Raw genomic sequence first — 18,212 nt, 5'->3', positions numbered from 1 at the left:
CTACGTTATGCCTTATTCACTTAGAATGACTAAGTTTCATAAGTCATGCCTTGTATTAGCTAAAAAATATCCTCTGTCGCAAGCATCTGTGAAATGTTAACGGACCCTCTACGCATCCCACTTCTTGAAAATAAGGCAAGCATTTACGCCGCCAAAGCCAAAACTGTTACTCATGACAGTATTCAGTTTTGCATCACGTTTTTCAAGTACAATATCGAAACCTTGCGCACCTTCATCCAGCTCGGTCACGTTGATGTTGGGTGCAATAAAGTCATTTTGCATCATCAATACCGAATAGATGGCTTCCTGGACACCCGCAGCACCAAGACTATGACCTGTCATTGATTTGGTTGAGCTGAGTGGCGGAACCTGACCTTCACCAAATGCACGCTCCATGGCTTTAAGCTCAGTCACGTCGCCTGCCGGTGTAGATGTACCATGGGTGTTGACATAGTCGATCTGCTCTACGCCATGCTGTTTAGCTTCGTCCAAGGCCATAATGATACAACGTGTTGCACCTTCACCACTTGGTGCAACCATGTCTGCACCATCACTGTTTGCGGCATAGCCAATCACTTCAGCTAAAATGTTAGCACCACGGGCTTGTGCATGTTCGAGTGATTCAAGTACCACGAAACCACCACCACCTGCAATGACGAAGCCATCACGATCTTTTGAGTATGGGCGTGAGGCAGTTTCAGGTGCGTCGTTGTATTTTGAACATAAGGCACCCATCGCATCAAACAACAAGCTTTGTGACCAGTGGTCTTCTTCACCGCCACCGGCAAGCATTAAATCTTGTTTACCCAGTTGGATCAGGTTGTAGGCATAACCAATGGCATCGGCAGACGTTGCACATGCGCTGGTAATCGAATGAGCGATCCCTTGGAGTTTAAAGGCAACACCCACATTTGCGGTAATGGTATTACTCATATTACGAGGAACAAAGAACGGACCGATTTTGCGTGCGCCTTTTTCTTCTAATAATTTCACCATTTCGGCAACAGATGCTGTTGAGTTACCACCACTACCACCTGCGATACCGTAGCGTGGATTGTTGGCCAAATCTTCTTGTTTAAGTCCGGCATGTTCTACTGCTGCAACTGCTGCATTATAAGCATACATTGCACACACGCCCATAAAGCGTTTGAGTTTGCGGTCAATGCCCTCAAAATCCTGTTCAGCAGCTGCACTGACATGGCTTTTGAAATTCAGTTCTGCATAAGTAGGGTTTAAACGTGTTCCTGAGATTCCATTTTTTAAAGAATGAGTGACCTCTTCTAAAGAGTTACCGATACATGAGTTAATGCCCATACCAGTGATTACAACACGTTTCATTTACAGTTCCCTTTTCTGGTAATACTAAGCCTTGCGCATCTCGCTACGAATACAAATCAGGAGAAAATAACGATTAAAATGGCTTATGAGTGAATGACACCATAATAGCAGAAAGGTTTTTTATTTCTTATGGCAAATTTTATGACTATTTCCAGTTGTGTAAATATTCGTAAATATTGGTGTGGTTGTGACGAAACGTAATGAAAGTACACAGATAAAAGTTGAGATAAATCTGCATTCAACCTAGTATTTACCTAGAGATGCACAGATTACACAACAGAGGTACTTGATGACAAAATCTAAAAACAAGCAATCTTCAGGTTTATTTGCACAAGCCTTTGGAGTGGCTAAAAAGCTCAGTTCAGAATTACAAAAACTGCAAGTGGTTCCAACAACATCGGGTGCGGAATTGGTCAACTCATCCAATATTGTCGAAGGGAAGGCGCGTTTTAAAAGCCCGTTTGAGGTGGAAAAATATGAAAATCCTCAACAAATGTTACGCCAACAATTCCCGAAACTGTCACATCAGTTGTTAGGTCGCCATTACAACCGAGTTAATAATGTTGCTTCATTTGTATCTCCAGATTTAGGAGAAAAGGTGTCTGACTATTTATTTCAATGGTTGAATGAGTTTAGTTCGAATAGCTCCTTAACAGAAAAAATTCTGGAAGAAGCCGGGGTGAAAGATATTATTGAGCTGACACAGGATACGGGGCGTTCACAACGTTTAAGCCAGGCATTGATTGAGCAGAATAAATTACTCGCAGCAGCTCAAGGTGCAATTACAGGTGCTACAGGGGTGTGGGGTGCGGCGATTGATATCCCGGCTTCAATCGTACTGGCTTTGAGAACCATATATCAGACAGGACGTTCGCACGGTTTTGATTTAACCGAAGATGCAGATCAAGAGATCGTTGCCTTTGTCTTTAAAGAAATTGACTTAAGTTTGGTTGCGGAAAAACAGACTTTGCTCGTCGCCTTAAAAGCATTGCAATCCATGTTGGAAACCCATGATTTACAGCAATTCCAGCAACTGCTCGGTTCAAATAATGATATTGAACTGGTGAAAAAGTGGTTGGTCGATGAAAATGGTCAGTTTAAATGGAACTGGCTCAATCGTATTCCTCAAGCATCAGTAATTGGTAAACTGACACCAATTGCGGGTGCAGCATTGGGTGGTTTCTATAGTTGGAGATTATTGGATGATGTTGGCCATAAATCTCAGGCGATTTTTGGTGCGGCCCGATTTTATATTAATCAACATCCAAATGAAAAAACTTCACCTTTAGAAGCTTATTTCAAAGCAGAACAGCAGCTGAAAAAAGCGAGTCCACGTTTATTAAGTTCTGCGGCAGTTGAAGGCAATAACACCACATCAGAGCAACAGAATAATGTGATTACCAAAGTGACTGTTCAAACCAAAGAAAATACGGCTGCTACGGGGTCTGTGGATGACAAGGTTCAAGAGGGAATTCAGCAATTAGCTGAGCAGCATGTGGTTGAGCATCCGCATACTGAACAGCAGCCTGCGCTAAAGCAGCAAGAGCACCTGCCAGTAGAAGAGAGTACTGAAATGGGTACAGAAACGAAGGCACTTGATATCGAACCTGCATCAACAAAACCTAGTTAAGCGTTGTATGCAATTTTAGATATCAAAACACAACAAAGCCAAGAAATGGTCAGCACTAACAATGTTGACCATTTTTACTTCTTAGCTTACAATTATGTGCCCTTAAAAAGAGGTTATTTTCTTTTTTTAAGGTTGTTTAATAACGGGAGAATTGCCAAATGGCAACAACAAATCAGTTGATCCGTAAGGGTCGTACGACTTTGATTGAAAAATCAAAAGTTCCTGCGTTGAAGGCTTGTCCACAACGTCGTGGTGTATGTACACGTGTTTATACTACTACACCTAAAAAACCTAACTCAGCAATGCGTAAGGTTTGCCGTGTTCGCTTAACTTCAGGTTTTGAAGTATCTAGCTATATCGGTGGTGAAGGTCATAACTTACAAGAGCACAGTGTTGTTCTTATCCGTGGTGGTCGTGTTAAAGACTTACCAGGTGTACGTTACCATACCGTTCGTGGTTCTTTAGACTGTGCTGGCGTTAAAGATCGTAACCAGTCACGTTCTAAATACGGTGCTAAGCGTCCTAAGAAGTAATTCTAGGAAACTAGCCCAAACAACCCTTTAGCGTTTCGCTTGTTTGAATTCTTCATAGATTTGTAATTCAAGCGACGTATAGTAAGGCCAGCGTCGTGTACATGACACTTGTACAAACTGCTGGATTATCCTGAAGTGTCATATTATTAGGTGTATTAAAATGCCAAGACGTCGCGTAGTCGCTGCTCGTGAGATCCTTCCAGATCCAAAATTTAGCAGCCAAACAATCGCTAAATTCATGAACCACGTAATGCAAGATGGTAAAAAATCTATTGCTGAAAGTATCGTTTACGGTGCTTTAGACCGCGTTCAAGAAAAAAACAAAGTAGACCCGGTTGAATTTTTCGAGACTACTCTTGAAAAAGTTCGTCCTATGGTTGAAGTAAAAGCACGCCGTGTTGGTGGTGCTACTTATCAAGTACCTATGGAAGTACGCCCATCCCGTCGTACTGCTCTAGCTATGCGTTGGTTAGTAGATGCTGCTGCTAAGCGTTCTGAAAAAACGATGGCTTTACGTCTTGCTGGTGAGTTGCTTGATGCAGCTGAAGGTAAAGGTGCAGCGATCAAAAAACGTGAAGACGTGCATCGTATGGCTGAAGCCAACAAAGCCTTCTCTCACTACCGTTTCTAAGCGGATAAAACAGTCCCTAATCAGGAGAATATTCATGCGTACCGCAGCACGATTCAACATCGCTCTTTACCAAAGTGGGGGCTTTGCGGGTATTTAAGTTGCCTGCATGGATATTCGCGCGCATCAATTTAATTGATGCGTCCTGTTTTAAATATAACATTTAGGAATGTAGACATCATGGCTCGCCAAACCCCAATTAGTAATTACCGTAACATCGGTATTTCTGCGCACATTGACGCAGGTAAAACAACTACAACTGAACGTATTTTGTTCTACACAGGTGTATCTCACAAAATTGGTGAAGTACACGATGGTGCAGCAACAATGGACTGGATGGAACAAGAGCAAGAGCGTGGTATTACAATTACCTCTGCTGCTACAACTTGTTTCTGGTCTGGTATGGCTAACCAATTCCAACAACACCGTATCAACGTAATCGATACACCGGGACACGTAGACTTCACAATCGAAGTTGAACGTTCTATGCGTGTTCTTGACGGTGCGTGCATGGTTTACTGTGCAGTTGGTGGTGTACAGCCTCAGTCTGAAACTGTATGGCGTCAAGCGAACAAATATAAAGTGCCTCGTTTAGCATTCGTGAACAAGATGGACCGTACTGGTGCAAACTTCTTCCGTGCTGTTGAGCAAGTTAAAACTCGTTTAGGTGGTAATCCTGTACCTATCGTTGTGCCAATCGGTGCAGAAGATACATTTACAGGTGTTGTTGACCTTATCGAAATGAAAGCGATTATCTGGGATGAAGCATCTCAAGGTATGAAGTTCGAATACGGTGATATTCCTGCTGACCTCGTTGAGACTTCTCAAGAATGGCGTACTAAGATGGTTGAAGCTGCGGCTGAAGCATCTGAAGAGTTAATGGACAAGTACTTAGAAGAAGGTGATCTTTCTAAAGAAGAAATCATCGCTGGTCTTCGTTCACGTACATTGGCGTCTGAAATCCAAGTTATGCTTTGTGGTTCAGCGTTCAAGAACAAAGGTGTTCAACGTATGTTGGATGCTGTAATTCAATTCTTGCCTTCTCCAACAGAAGTTAAAGCAATTGAAGGTATTCTTGACGACAAAGATGAAACTAAAGCATCTCGTGAAGCATCTGACGAAGCGCCGTTCTCTGCACTTGCGTTCAAAATCATGAACGATAAGTTCGTAGGTAACTTAACCTTCGTACGTGTTTATTCTGGTGTTCTTAAACAAGGTGATCCGGTTTATAACCCAGTTAAATCTAAGCGTGAACGTATCGGCCGTATCGTGCAAATGCATGCGAACGAACGTCAAGATCTTGATGAAATCCGTGCAGGTGATATCGCAGCGTGTGTAGGTCTTAAAGACGTAACTACGGGTGATACATTATGTGATGAGAAAAACATCATTACCCTTGAGCGTATGGAATTCCCAGAGCCAGTAATTTCATTGGCTGTTGAACCAAAAACTAAAGCTGACCAAGAAAAAATGTCAATTGCTTTAGGTCGTTTGGCTAAAGAAGATCCATCGTTCCGCGTTCGTACAGACGAAGAATCTGGTCAAACAATTATTGCTGGTATGGGTGAGCTTCACCTTGACATCATCGTTGACCGTATGAAGCGTGAATTCGGTGTTGAAGCGAACATTGGTAAACCAATGGTTGCTTACCGTGAAACGATCAAAAAGTCTGTTGAACAAGAAGGTAAGTTTGTTCGTCAAACAGGTGGTAAAGGTAAATTCGGTCATGTATATGTTCGTTTAGAACCTATGGATGTTGAAGAAGCTGGTAAAGAATACGAATTCGCTGAAGAAGTTGTCGGCGGTACTGTACCTAAAGAATTCTTTGGTGCGGTTGATAAAGGTATTCAAGAACGTATGAAGAATGGTGTATTGGCTGGTTACCCTGTTGTGGGTATCAAAGCGACATTATTCGATGGTTCTTACCATGATGTCGACTCTGATGAATTGTCGTTCAAAATGGCTGGTTCATATGCTTTCCGTGACGGTTTCATGAAAGCTGATCCTATCCTTCTTGAACCAATCATGAAAGTTGAAGTTGAAACTCCAGAAGACTACATGGGCGATATCATGGGTGACTTAAACCGTCGTCGTGGTATGGTTCAAGGTATGGACGATCTTCCTGGTGGAACAAAAGCAATTAAAGCAGAAGTTCCATTGGCTGAGATGTTTGGTTACGCGACTCAAATGCGTTCTATGTCTCAAGGTCGTGCGACGTATTCTATGGAATTCGCTAAATACGCTGAAACTCCACGTAACGTGGCGGAAGGCATCATCGCTAAGTTCCAAGCTGGCGGTAAAAAAGGTGACGACGAGTAATCTTTCGATTACTATATTACCCAACTAAAATTTAGTTAAAAAACCAAGTGCTCATGGGCGACCCTCATGAGCAGTTTATAAAGGAAGATCATCATGGCTAAAGCCAAGTTTGAACGTAATAAACCACACGTAAACGTGGGTACAATTGGTCACGTTGACCATGGTAAAACAACTTTAACTGCTGCGATTGCAACTATCTGTGCAAAAACTTACGGCGGTGAAGCGAAAGATTACTCACAAATCGACTCAGCTCCTGAAGAAAAAGCACGTGGTATTACAATTAATACATCACACGTAGAATACGATTCTCCAATCCGTCACTACGCTCACGTAGACTGCCCGGGCCACGCCGATTATGTTAAAAACATGATTACTGGTGCTGCTCAGATGGACGGCGCGATCCTTGTATGTGCTGCGACTGATGGTCCAATGCCACAAACTCGTGAACACATCCTTCTTTCACGTCAGGTTGGTGTACCTTACATCATCGTATTCTTGAACAAGTGTGATCTTGTTGATGATGAAGAATTACTTGAATTGGTAGAAATGGAAGTTCGTGAACTTCTATCTACTTATGACTTCCCAGGTGATGACACTCCAGTTATCCGTGGTTCAGCACTTGCAGCACTTAATGGTGATGCTGGTCAATATGGCGAATCATCAGTTCTTGCTCTTGTTGAAGCGCTTGACTCTTACATCCCAGAACCAGAACGTGCTATCGATAAAGCATTCTTGATGCCAATCGAAGATGTATTCTCAATCTCAGGCCGTGGTACAGTAGTAACTGGTCGTGTAGAAGCGGGTATCGTAAAAGTTGGTGAAGAAGTTGAAATCGTAGGTATCAAAGATACGGTTAAGACAACTGTAACTGGCGTTGAGATGTTCCGTAAACTTCTTGACGAAGGTCGTGCTGGTGAGAACTGTGGTATCTTACTTCGTGGTACTAAGCGTGAAGACGTACAACGTGGTCAAGTACTTGCTAAACCAGGTACAATCAAGCCGCACACTAAATTCGATGCAGAAGTATACGTACTTTCTAAAGAAGAAGGTGGTCGTCACACTCCATTCCTTAACGGTTACCGTCCACAGTTCTACTTCCGTACAACTGACGTAACTGGCGCGATCAAATTACAAGATGGCGTTGAAATGGTTATGCCTGGTGACAACGTAGAAATGTCAGTAGAATTAATTCACCCGATCGCAATGGACCCAGGTCTACGTTTTGCGATCCGTGAAGGTGGTCGTACTGTAGGCGCTGGTGTTGTTGCTAAAGTAACTGCATAATCGCTTAGAGTGATAAAAAAACACCCCTTTGGGGTGTTTTTTTATGCCTATTGTTTTTGTATTTCTTGTCTTACTATCGAAACTCTAGTCTTCAATTAAATTTTTCTTTTAGGTTAGAAAAGTAGTTTCACTTATCACTCCTTTTCTCTTGCGTCGAAAATTTTAATACTTAATTAAAATTTCCTCCTCATGTCCTAAACTGATAATACGCTGTCCTAAACTGCACTTAATTGATTCGTATAAAAACGTAATATAAAACTCAAGAAAACGAACAAAAGTGCTCAGTGAAGATATTTCACTGAAAAGGAGTAGGTAGCATGAATGCTAAAGTAAATGTTTCGAATCGTGCAGGTGCAAGTTTCCCAGTACGTCGTATGAATTTTGATTTTGATCAGGTTCCAGAATATTGGGTCAGTGGCTCTGCTGGTCTAACGCATTTTATGACAGGTTTATCTGCATTATTCCCAGACGGTGAAAAACTCTTCATCGATTCGGTTCGTGCTGTACGTTACCACTCGGCCATCAAAGATAACGATAAACTGCAAAAAGAAATCAGTGCTTTTATTGGTCAAGAAGCCATGCATACCCAAGAACATGTCAACTTTAATGCTTCTGCTCAAAAATATGGACATGACGTTGAAACCTTGGAACGAAGAACAGGTGTCGTCATTCAAACGGGTCGTAAACTATTTGCTAAATTAGTAAAGCCATTTGGTATGACACAAGAAATGGTGGATTTGACCGCAACAACGGCACTGGAGCACTTTACTGCAACGATTGCTTCGGAGTTACTACGTAATCCGCATATTCAAGCATTGATGCAAGACAAGACCATGGAATATATGTGGTTATGGCATGCGGTAGAAGAAAATGAACATAAAGCAGTTGCCTATGATGTGTATGAGGAAATTTTTGGTCGTGGCGTAAAAGCATACGCATTACGTAATACTGCACTGGTTGTTTCGATGGTTGCGATTTTTCTGACCCAATCTTCATTCGTTATAAAACTATTGAGAGATGATGGAAAATTGAACCTGAAAGAATTGGGTATGATTTATCAATATGCCTATAGTCCATCGAAAGGAATTATCGCTGGAATGGCGGGTGAAATGCTGGCGTACTTCAAACCTGGTTTCCATCCCAATGATTTAGATACCGTACAACTATTACAAGATTGGAAGGCAAAATTAGGTCTGTAAAATCTCTTTGGTTTAGCTCTGTAATTACTGAAAAGGGGACAATCAATGTTGTCTTTTTTTCATTTTAATTGTTCATTTCATACAAGATTTTCAGCAGATTCAGATGTCCTCATATGATGTTTTTCTGACCTTATCTGCACTTATTTCATGCACTGAAAAGAGCGTATAAATAAAGTATAAAAACAATCAGGCAAAAAATATTTATCGCGTAGGAGAACAAGGTATGAATGCGAAAGTCAATATTTCAAACCGAGCTGGCGCCAGTTTTCCTGTACGTCGCATGGATTTTGAATTTGGTGAAGTACCACGTTATTGGGCTAATGGCGATGCAGCATTAACACATTTTATGACTGCACTTTCAGCGTTATTCCCAGAAGGTGAGCAGTTCTTTGTGAATAGCACCCGTGCGGTGCGAAATGATCCCAAACTTGTAGATGAGCGACTTCAGAAAGAAATCAGTGCCTTTATTGGTCAAGAAGCAATGCACTCTAAAGAGCATTTGGCCTTTAACGCTTCGGCTGAAGCGTATGGTTATAAAGTACGTGAAATGGAAGAACAAACTGGTCGGTTAATTAATAGAACCATTGGTATTGCTTCAAAAATTTTAAAACCTTTTGGTTTTAGTAAAGAAATGATTGGTTTAACGGGAACCTGTGCGTTGGAACACTTTACTTCTACTATTGCTGAAGAGTTATTAAGTAATCCCGATATCCAAGCCATGTTTATGGATCAAACCATGTATCATTTATGGATGTGGCATGCGGTAGAAGAAAATGAGCATAAAGCGGTTGCTTTTGATGTCTATCAAGCCATGTATGGTCAAGGTGTTAAAGCGTATTTTATGCGTTCATTAGCTTTAGTCATCGCAATGGGGCTCATTTTTGTTACTCAATCTTATTTCACGGCCAAACTGCTGCAAACAGATGGCAAGCTGACATGGCGTGATAGCAAATACATGATTAAATTTATGTATGGCTATAAAGGTTTTATGACCCGTCAAATTCCGACCTTATTAGATTTTTTAAGACCGAAATTTCATCCGAATGATGACGATACTACCGCGCTTTTGAATAAATGGCGCGCTGAATTAGGTTTTAATCTAAGTTAAGGATATAGGGCAGTAAAACTGCCCATTTTTTTATTCAAATTTTGTTTTAAATTGCTGATAATCTGCATCAGTATTTTATAGAGTGATAACTCGTGATTCGATTGATGCAAGAAAATGACTTGGAGAGTGTGACTGCGATTGAGGGTTTGGTGCAAAGCCATCCTTGGTCTAGGCAGCAGTTCCAAGAATCCTTGGTTTCGTATCAATGTACGGTTTATCAGCAAGCCAATCAGGTGGTGGGTTTTTGTATTCTACAGCCAGTTTTAGATGAAGCAAATTTATTGTTGATGGCGATACATCCAAGCCAGCAAGGTAAGGGGCTCGGTTATAAATTGTTGGATGAGTCTATTCAACAGTTAAAAAACAATCCAATTCAGATTTTTTTAGAAGTCCGTGAAAGTAATACAGCCGCCATTGGTTTGTATGAAAAAACCGGCTTTCATCAAATTGACTTACGCAAAAATTATTATCCCAATACGGATGGCTCAAGAGAGCATGCTGTGATTATGGTCAAAACATGCACCGATGATTTTGCTGCGTTATTTAATAATTAAATTATTCCACTCAGAGGGGAGCGTACTCATCAATGAATTTCCTAGCTGATGGATTTCATGGTCTGAGAGCGGGCGATTGAGTCGACGCCATTGTCCATCGAGCAATAACTCCAGTGGGGTATATTGCGATTTATAATTCATTTTAGGTGAATGTGGTACCCAATAGCCTAAGTAGAGATAATCTAGGTTTAGTGTGCGTACATATTCGATTTGTTTGAGAATCGCGAAAACACCGAGTGAGCGACGTTGCTCATCTGGATCAAAAAAGGTATAAACCGCTGAAAGTCCATCATCCATTAAATCACAGGTTGAAACCCCAATCAGCTTTTGATCTTTCCACAACTCAATAAAGAAACTTTCTGTACAGCTATGTACAAGAAATTTCTCAAACTGATCTAGGCTGGCAGGAAACATATCGCCATCGGCATGGCGTTCATTGATATAACGTTCATATAGGTCGTAATGTTGTTGGGTTGCCTGTGAGGTTGGCAAGATACTCATTTGTAAATCTTGATTGCGTTTCCATGCCTTTTTTTGGCTGCTGTTCATTTTAAATTCTTGAACAGGAACCCGACAGGATAAACACTGGCGACACAGATGACATTCTGGACGATAGACAAAATCGCCGCTACGACGAAAACCGACACGAGAAAGTTCTGACAAGGTCACCACATCAATACGGTGAATTGGATCTAAAAACACCATCCGTGCCGATTTGTTATCGAGATAACTGCAATCATGTGGCGGCGTAATATAGTACTGTAAGTCATTTAAAAGGGACTTGGGTTGATATGATTTCATTAATCTGTCCCTCCAAGGTGTTCATCCGTTAACCGTCTAATTTTGCAAAAACTGCTATTGTTTTACTTGAAAATACACGTTCTTGATAACTTTTCCAATTGATAGAGGGGGCAATAATTACATCTTGTAACGATTTAAGATAGTCTTGGCGAGAAAGTGTACGGGCACCAAGGCTCAGAAGATGATCATTGACCAATTGGCAATCAATCCAAGGCAACTGATTTTCTTGTCCAATCAGCATCAGGGTGTAGAAAGCCATTTTAGAAACATCGGTTTCAGTGCTAAACATCGACTCACCGAAGCAACCTTTGCCGATCGTGACACCATATAAGCCACCGACCAGTTTGTCTTGGTTCCATACCTCAATACTATAAGCATAACCCGCTTGGAATAATGCGCAATAGCCTTCAATGATATCTTCACTGATCCATGTTTCATTGGCATAACTACGTGGCATAGAGCATGAGCGAATCACTTGTTCAAAAGCATGATTGACGGTAATTCGATAATCATGTTTCTTCATATTTCGAAGCAAAGATTTACTCGGTTTATAGGCATGAGGTTCGATAATGCACCTTGGCTCGGGACTCCACCAGCAAATCGGTTCATCTTCATTGAACCAAGGAAATAATCCATGCGTATAAGCTTCAAATAAAGTGGAAGGCGACAGATCAGCTCCAATACAGATAAATCCTTGACCTTCGGGATCAGCTTCAACTGGATTGGGGAAAATATAATATGAGGGCGGAAGCAGTTGCATAGCACCAAAACTAAATAACAATCATTTTAAGCTAACTGAAGTTGTCAGGAATGGCAATCTTCGTTATTGCCATTCCCATATCGGGTTTAACTAAATAAGCGCAGTTGTTTGGCAATATGGAGTTTTTTGCTGTCCAAGAACAATTGTGCTTTGCCTTGAATAATTTCGAGGCTTTGTTCTTGGTCCGATACGGTTTTCCCTTCACTGTTCAAAACTAACCAATTGAGTTGATTCAGCACATCCTGCACATAATGGGCAAATTCGCTCGCAGACTTTAGACCTTCAACAAAATGTGCGCGATAAAACAATTGATGGAAGTGTTCTGTTGCTAAACCGATCCCCGTAATTGGGCTAATCAACACATTATAGTTTTGATGAAAGCTGGCTTGTTGCAGTAAATAATGATTCAAACGGTGGCATTGCTCCAACGTCTGCTGCTTTGGCTCTAAGCTCTGGCAGGGTTGGGCCAGTCCGAGATGCGAGAGAATGACCAAGGCATTGAGAATTTTGGCATAATTGAGCTGAGGAAGACTTTGCTCTAATTCAGCAATGGTCAGTGGGCGATAGTTTTCCTGAGCAAATTTATCTCCAATAGGCTGATAAATTTCTTCAATGAGATTAAATGTTCCTAACAGGCCACTGATACTGGTTGGGAGTTGTTCCTTGGCCGTCAGTAATACAAAGGCCGTTTTGCGCAGTCGTTCTTGTGTTTGTAACGGGGTTAAATTATTTTTCCCTCGAATAAACAGATCGCGTCTAAATTGGGTATTGGCAAAATAGTCACGGCATTGTTCTTTGAAAATGGGATGTTCAATGGCATTTAGAAAGGCTTGGTGTTGCTCAGAAAAATTAATATTATCTAAGTGCGTACTTAAATCGGTTGAGCCTGCATAAGACAGTTTGATTTCATCCAGAATTCGGACAATCTGCTGAAAGGAAAAACATTGCCAGTCTTGATTGAGATATTCGTGAATCAAATAATTGGGATTTTGTTGTTTTAAATCGGCTACTTTTTGCAATGCATTGGGATTGCGTTGGGCAAAAATAGGGTTTTGTTGCAATAAATCTTCACTAAAGTTTAGTGCTTCATTGACCTTTTGCAGTGGATTGGTGCTTTTACTATTGAACTTGAAGTGACTATGGAACAACTCGCGAATTGGCATATTGGCTGCCCAACCCGTAACACAGTTATAGCTAATATAAACAATACCATTGGGCTTTAGAAACTTGCGGATAAATTTAAGAATAATGTATTGATTCTCATAGCTGATCCAACTCCAGATCCCATGCAAGCTAATAGAGTCAAACATGGGCAAGTCAGAACGATGCAGTAACTCTTCAAAGCTGTCGTCATAGAAATAGTGTTCGGTCTTGCTTTGTTCAGCCAGCTGATTGGCATGAGCTGCGTGGGCTGGATTGAAGTCCGTTCCATAAAATGCGGCTTCATTCGAGGTTGCATGAATATTAATGCTGACGCCCTGACCGAAGCCCAGTTCGCAATGATGATGATTTTCCTGAAAGTCTGGGCTATCGATACCGTTCAAGAGTAAGCAAAACTTTTGGAAATTCGGGCTGAGGTCTCGATAATAACCGTAGGTATAGTTCACTTCCGTTTGGTAGCCATTCGTCCAGGTCGTTGTCATTGATATATCCTAAAAGGCTGATTGCAGGTGTGTGTAAAAAGTCGTCAATTTTTTGATTGTATGGATAGTTGCATAAAAAAACCACCAAAGATTGGTGGTTTTTCGATATTGGCCTAATTAGTTTAGATTATCGAGATATTTCTCTGCATCTAAAGCCGCCATACAGCCTGATCCTGCTGAAGTAATGGCCTGACGGTAGATACTATCAGCAACATCACCCGCAGCAAAAACACCTTCAACAGAGGCCGCAGTGGCATTACCCGCAGTACCGCTATGTACCTGAATATAACCATCACGTAGATTTAATTGACCTTCAAACATGCCAGTATTCGGTTTATGTCCAATCGCAACAAACAAGCCTTGAACTTGAACATCCTGCGTGCTTGCATCTTGGGTAGATTTAATGCGAACAGCCGTTACGCCAGTTTTGTCCCCCAAGACTTCATCGACTTGATGGTTCCAGATAATGCTGATTTTGCCTTCTTTTTCTTTGGCGAAAAGATGATCTTGCAAAATCTTTTCTGAACGTAAGCTGTCACGACGATGAACCAGTGTGACATGCGCTGCAATATTAGAAAGATACAGTGCTTCTTCAACGGCTGTATTACCTCCACCGACAACCATGACATTCTGGTTCTTGTAGAAGAAGCCATCACAGGTTGCACATGCGCTCACACCTTGACCCATAAATGCGGCTTCTGACTCAAGACCTAAATACTGTGCTGTCGCACCTGTTGCAATAATCAGCGCATCACATGTGTACTCTTCCATATCGCCTTTGAGCACGAATGGGCGAGTGTTAAGATCTACCTCATTGATATGATCGTAGACGATTTCTGTACCGAAACGTTCCGCATGAGCTTGCATACGTTCCATCAGTACAGGCCCCGTTAATCCTTCTGGGTCACCTGGCCAGTTGTCAACTTCAGTGGTCGTTGTTAATTGACCACCGAGTTGCAAACCTGCAATCAGTGTTGGCTTGAGGTTAGCACGTGCTGCATATACTGCTGCGCTATAGCCTGCAGGACCAGAACCCAAAATAATTAATCGTGAGTGACGAGCGCTCATTAAAGAACATCCTTTTTATATTGAAACTGCTAAAATTATACGTGAATCCAGCGGGGAGTGGGGTAAATCGATCGGGATAATATTGATTAACTCAATCGAATTGAACTATATCCGTGCAGGATGTTAACAACAACAGTAAACAATCGTGCATCTTTTTTGTAAGAACGAGTGCATAATATAAAACTTATTGATTAAGGTAATTTAGACCTTAAAAGATACCAACAAATAACGAATTGGGTTACAGGACTGTATATGACTGCGGTGTCAAGTGTTTATGCACAACGCTTTTTAATGACATTATTTTTGATTTCTTTTGGCATTTATTTATTTCTTGCCACAGTAACCTATACACCGTTTGATCCGGGCTGGATGCATATTTCCAGTGATACCCAACAGGTCTCAAACGCCAGCGGTGTAGCGGGTGCTTGGATCGCAGATTTACTGTTCGGTTTTCTGGGGTGGGCGAGTTTACTTATCCCGATTTTCTTGTTTATTGAAGCCATTCAAGTGTGGTGGCCGAGAAGTTTTCTCAATCGTCCATTTCGTTATGCAGCCCAGTTTTTCTTGATTCTTTCAATTTCCAGCTTGTTGTATCTGCATTGGAATACACCCGCAGATACTTTGGATAATGCGGCAGGGGGGATCATTGGTTATGAATTGGGGCAAAGCTTATCGCATTTGTTGACCATTTATGGTGCAACCTTGTTCTTACTCGCGTTTAGTATTTTATTATTGACCTTGGCTTTTGGGATTCAGTGGAACAAAACTTGGGCAACATTGAAAAATACACCTGCTTATCTACAAGATTTATTCTATAAAAATGTACCTCAGCATGAGTCTGCGTATGATCTGACCGAGCAACTGGCAGCTTCTGAAACAGCAGCAATCAAAAATAAAGCAGTAAAAGACTCGGACTCTGCACCAGAGATGGATGCGCCTAAAGCCAATCAGGTTCAGGCAAAACTGATTAAAATTGATGATTCACATCATCAGTTGATGGCGGAAAAATTATTTGCTGATGTGGTTGCGAAAGAACAACAGGGCAGTACCCAAGCTCAAATAGCTCCGCAAGAAGACGCGTTTGAACAGACCTTACAACGTGCACATCAGTTTGAAAATGAAAGTCAACGTCTGGTTCAAACGGGTGAAGTATGGCGTGCCTTACAGCGTGATGATGCCAGCCATAAACAAGAGATTGATGCATTGTTGAGAGCTGCAGATGATTCTGCCCAGTTCACAGCGCCTGCTGCACATGTAGCAACAGCTCAAACAGCCAATCATAGTCATCTAGATTGGAACGATGACCAAATCTTTGATGAGTTATTGGCTGCTGTACCGAATAGTAAGACAGCAACAGATTTACATACGCCGTTTACGCAAGAGCCTCCATCTCATCCTTCTCCGCGTGGGGATGATATTGAGTTTGAATCAGATATCGAAGCACTTATCACCGAGTCTGCACGACCTGTAGCTCAGCAGCCTTATATTGCTCCAGCACAAAATACAATCCATCCTGTTGCAGAAGAAATGCACGGCACTGCTGAACAGGATAGAGATGACTTTCGTGATCTTATGGTTGAGGAAGAGCGCGAACAAGCATCTCCTCGTAGTAGCAGTTATGCCCAATCCTCTGCTTTTGTAAAAGCACCGATTGAGGTCGCTGCGCCGAAAGAAACCTTGTCTAAAGAAGCCTTTATCGAAGCATGGCAGGAAACGGCAGGTAAAGCAGATCCAGATACGGATTTAGATCTCGAAGAAGATTTTGATCTAGATGCTCCGTTAACGGATGCGTTTGGTCGTCCAATGTCACGCGCCATGCAAGTCGCGCAAAAACGCCGTGATCTACCGACTTTACCGGGTCTGGAATTGCTGGATGAAGTTGATCCAAATAAAAAGGTCAATTTTACCGCTGAGCAACTCGCGCGCCTTTCTGAGCTTTTAGAGATTAAACTACAAGAGTTTAATGTGAAGGCGCAGGTAGTCGAAGCTCAGCCGGGACCAGTCGTAACACGCTTTGAACTCGATCTTGCACCGGGTGTAAAAGCCTCTAAAGTGACCAATATTTCACGCGATCTGGCACGTTCAATGTCGATGGCATCTGTTCGTGTGGTTGAAGTGATTGCAGGAAAACCATATATCGGAATTGAAGTACCAAATAGTAGCCGTGAAATGGTGCGGTTGATTGAGTTATTGAAAACGCCAGCTTTTGAAGACCCTGCGGGTTTGCTCTCTATGGCGATGGGTAAAGACATTTCAGGTAATCCTGTCATTACTGACCTCGGTAAAGCGCCACATATGCTGGTTGCGGGAACCACAGGTTCTGGTAAGTCTGTTGCAGTCAACTCGATGATCCTTTCGATGTTATTGAAGTACACACCTGATCAGTTACGTTTGATTCTAATTGATCCGAAACAGCTCGAATTGGCTAACTATAACGATATTCCACACTTATTAACGCCTGTAGTCACTGACATGAAAGATGCGGTCAGTGCATTAAACTGGTGTGTGAATGAGATGGAACGCCGTTATAAACTGATGTCATTCCTGAAAATTCGTAAACTCAGTGACTATAACCGTAAGGTCGAAGAGGCGATTGCCAATGGTGAGGATTTAATTGATCCTACATGGAAAGCCAGTGATTCTGTTGTGGGTGAGCGTGCACCGCGTTTGGCGCCATTACCATCGATTGTAATTGTTGCGGATGAGTTTGCCGACATGATCATGCAGGTCGGTAAAAAAGCCGAAGAAATGATTACCCGTTTGGCACAGAAATCGCGTGCAGCAGGAATTCACTTACTGCTTGCAACACAGCGTCCTTCGGTTGACGTGATTACAGGTTTGATTAAAGCCAATATTCCAACCCGCGTTGCTTTACGCGTAAACAGTAAAATTGACTCGCGTACCATTCTCGACGCAGGTGGCGCGGAAGACTTGCTCGGTCATGGTGATATGTTGTTCTTGGGGCCGGGTAAAATCGAGCCTGAGCGTGTCCATGGTGCATTTATTAGTGATGATGAAGTCAACCGTATTTGTGATGCTTGGCGTGAACGTGGTGAGCCTGATTATGTCGATGAGATCCTGACACCATTTGATGAAGAGCCAACTTCTCGTGGCTTTGAAGATGGCGATGGTGACCCAAGCCGAGATGCGTTGTATGACCAATGTGTTTCCTTTGTGCTGGAAACCCGTAAGGCATCCACCTCGTCGCTGCAGCGTAAATTTAGCTTGGGTTATAACCGTGCGGCGCGCATTATTGACCAGATGGAAGAGAATGGCATTGTCAGCTCAATGGGCGCCAATGGTAAACGGGATATTCTGGTTTAATCAGCAGTGATCTAATAAAAAAG

At 42.0% G+C, this 18,212-nt stretch carries 14 protein-coding genes; 9 read left to right on the top strand and 5 right to left on the bottom strand.

Going from position 1 to position 18,212, the window contains the following annotated elements:
- Positions 1 to 108: 108 nt before the first annotated feature.
- The gene (locus F895_RS15255; protein WP_005239242.1) at positions 109 to 1,338 is read right to left on the bottom strand and encodes a beta-ketoacyl-ACP synthase II; all 1,230 of its coding nucleotides are present in this window, start codon (positions 1,336 to 1,338) and stop codon (positions 109 to 111) included.
- 289 nt (positions 1,339 to 1,627) lie between these two features.
- On the opposite strand from F895_RS15255, the gene F895_RS15260 reads away from it, so the two are divergent.
- The 8 genes from F895_RS15260 to rimI all read left to right on the top strand — a co-directional run bounded on the left by F895_RS15260 (position 1,628) and on the right by rimI (position 10,593).
- A complete protein-coding gene (locus F895_RS15260) occupies positions 1,628 to 2,968 on the top strand; it encodes an EcsC family protein (RefSeq protein WP_005239241.1) in 1,341 nt (446 codons plus the stop codon).
- Positions 2,969 to 3,126: 158 nt separating this feature from the next.
- Positions 3,127 to 3,501 carry a 30S ribosomal protein S12 gene (rpsL, locus tag F895_RS15265; protein ID WP_004638184.1) on the top strand — a complete coding sequence of 125 codons (375 nt, stop codon included), beginning with the start codon at positions 3,127 to 3,129 and terminating at the stop codon, positions 3,499 to 3,501.
- Between the two features lie 160 nt (positions 3,502 to 3,661).
- Entirely contained in the window at positions 3,662 to 4,132 is a 471-nt protein-coding gene (gene rpsG / locus F895_RS15270; protein ID WP_004655203.1) for a 30S ribosomal protein S7, read from the top strand.
- Between the two features lie 177 nt (positions 4,133 to 4,309).
- Positions 4,310 to 6,448 carry an elongation factor G gene (gene fusA / locus F895_RS15275; protein ID WP_005239239.1) on the top strand — a complete coding sequence of 713 codons (2,139 nt, stop codon included), beginning with the start codon at positions 4,310 to 4,312 and terminating at the stop codon, positions 6,446 to 6,448.
- Between the two features lie 93 nt (positions 6,449 to 6,541).
- Positions 6,542 to 7,732, top strand: a complete 1,191-nt coding sequence (gene tuf / locus F895_RS15280) for an elongation factor Tu (RefSeq protein ID WP_004655200.1) — start codon at positions 6,542 to 6,544, stop codon at positions 7,730 to 7,732.
- A 317-nt stretch (positions 7,733 to 8,049) separates the two neighbouring features.
- Positions 8,050 to 8,931, top strand: coding sequence for a metal-dependent hydrolase (locus F895_RS15285; protein ID WP_005239238.1), 882 nt, complete (start codon positions 8,050 to 8,052; stop codon positions 8,929 to 8,931).
- Positions 8,932 to 9,154: 223 nt separating this feature from the next.
- Positions 9,155 to 10,039, top strand: coding sequence for a metal-dependent hydrolase (locus tag F895_RS15290; RefSeq protein ID WP_005239237.1), 885 nt, complete (start codon positions 9,155 to 9,157; stop codon positions 10,037 to 10,039).
- 92 nt (positions 10,040 to 10,131) lie between these two features.
- Positions 10,132 to 10,593: a ribosomal protein S18-alanine N-acetyltransferase gene (gene rimI, locus F895_RS15295; protein ID WP_010590108.1), complete on the top strand. Its 462-nt coding sequence runs from the start codon at positions 10,132 to 10,134 to the stop codon at positions 10,591 to 10,593.
- Here rimI and F895_RS15300 read toward each other — a convergent pair.
- The 4 genes from F895_RS15300 to trxB form a co-directional block, all read right to left on the bottom strand.
- A complete protein-coding gene (locus tag F895_RS15300) occupies positions 10,579 to 11,394 on the bottom strand; it encodes an arginyltransferase (protein WP_005239233.1) in 816 nt (271 codons plus the stop codon). The genes rimI and F895_RS15300 overlap by 15 nt on opposite strands.
- A gap of 28 nt (positions 11,395 to 11,422) precedes the next feature.
- A complete protein-coding gene (gene aat, locus F895_RS15305) occupies positions 11,423 to 12,154 on the bottom strand; it encodes a leucyl/phenylalanyl-tRNA--protein transferase (protein WP_005239231.1) in 732 nt (243 codons plus the stop codon).
- A gap of 86 nt (positions 12,155 to 12,240) precedes the next feature.
- Complete coding sequence (locus F895_RS15310; RefSeq protein WP_005239229.1) at positions 12,241 to 13,797, bottom strand: methyltransferase regulatory domain-containing protein; 1,557 nt, start codon at positions 13,795 to 13,797, stop codon at positions 12,241 to 12,243.
- 117 nt (positions 13,798 to 13,914) lie between these two features.
- A complete protein-coding gene (trxB, locus tag F895_RS15315; protein ID WP_005239227.1) occupies positions 13,915 to 14,865 on the bottom strand; it encodes a thioredoxin-disulfide reductase in 951 nt (316 codons plus the stop codon).
- A 252-nt stretch (positions 14,866 to 15,117) separates the two neighbouring features.
- Between trxB and F895_RS15320 the strand changes: the two genes are divergently transcribed.
- Positions 15,118 to 18,189, top strand: a complete 3,072-nt coding sequence (locus tag F895_RS15320; RefSeq protein WP_005239226.1) for a DNA translocase FtsK — start codon at positions 15,118 to 15,120, stop codon at positions 18,187 to 18,189.
- The last annotated feature ends 23 nt before the right edge of the window (positions 18,190 to 18,212 follow it).

It is taken from the genome of Acinetobacter sp. CIP 64.2 (assembly GCF_000369645.1).
Lineage (GTDB): Bacteria > Pseudomonadota > Gammaproteobacteria > Pseudomonadales > Moraxellaceae > Acinetobacter.
The sequence above is the reverse complement of the archived record's forward strand: the minus strand, read 5'-3'. Positions and strand labels throughout refer to the sequence as shown.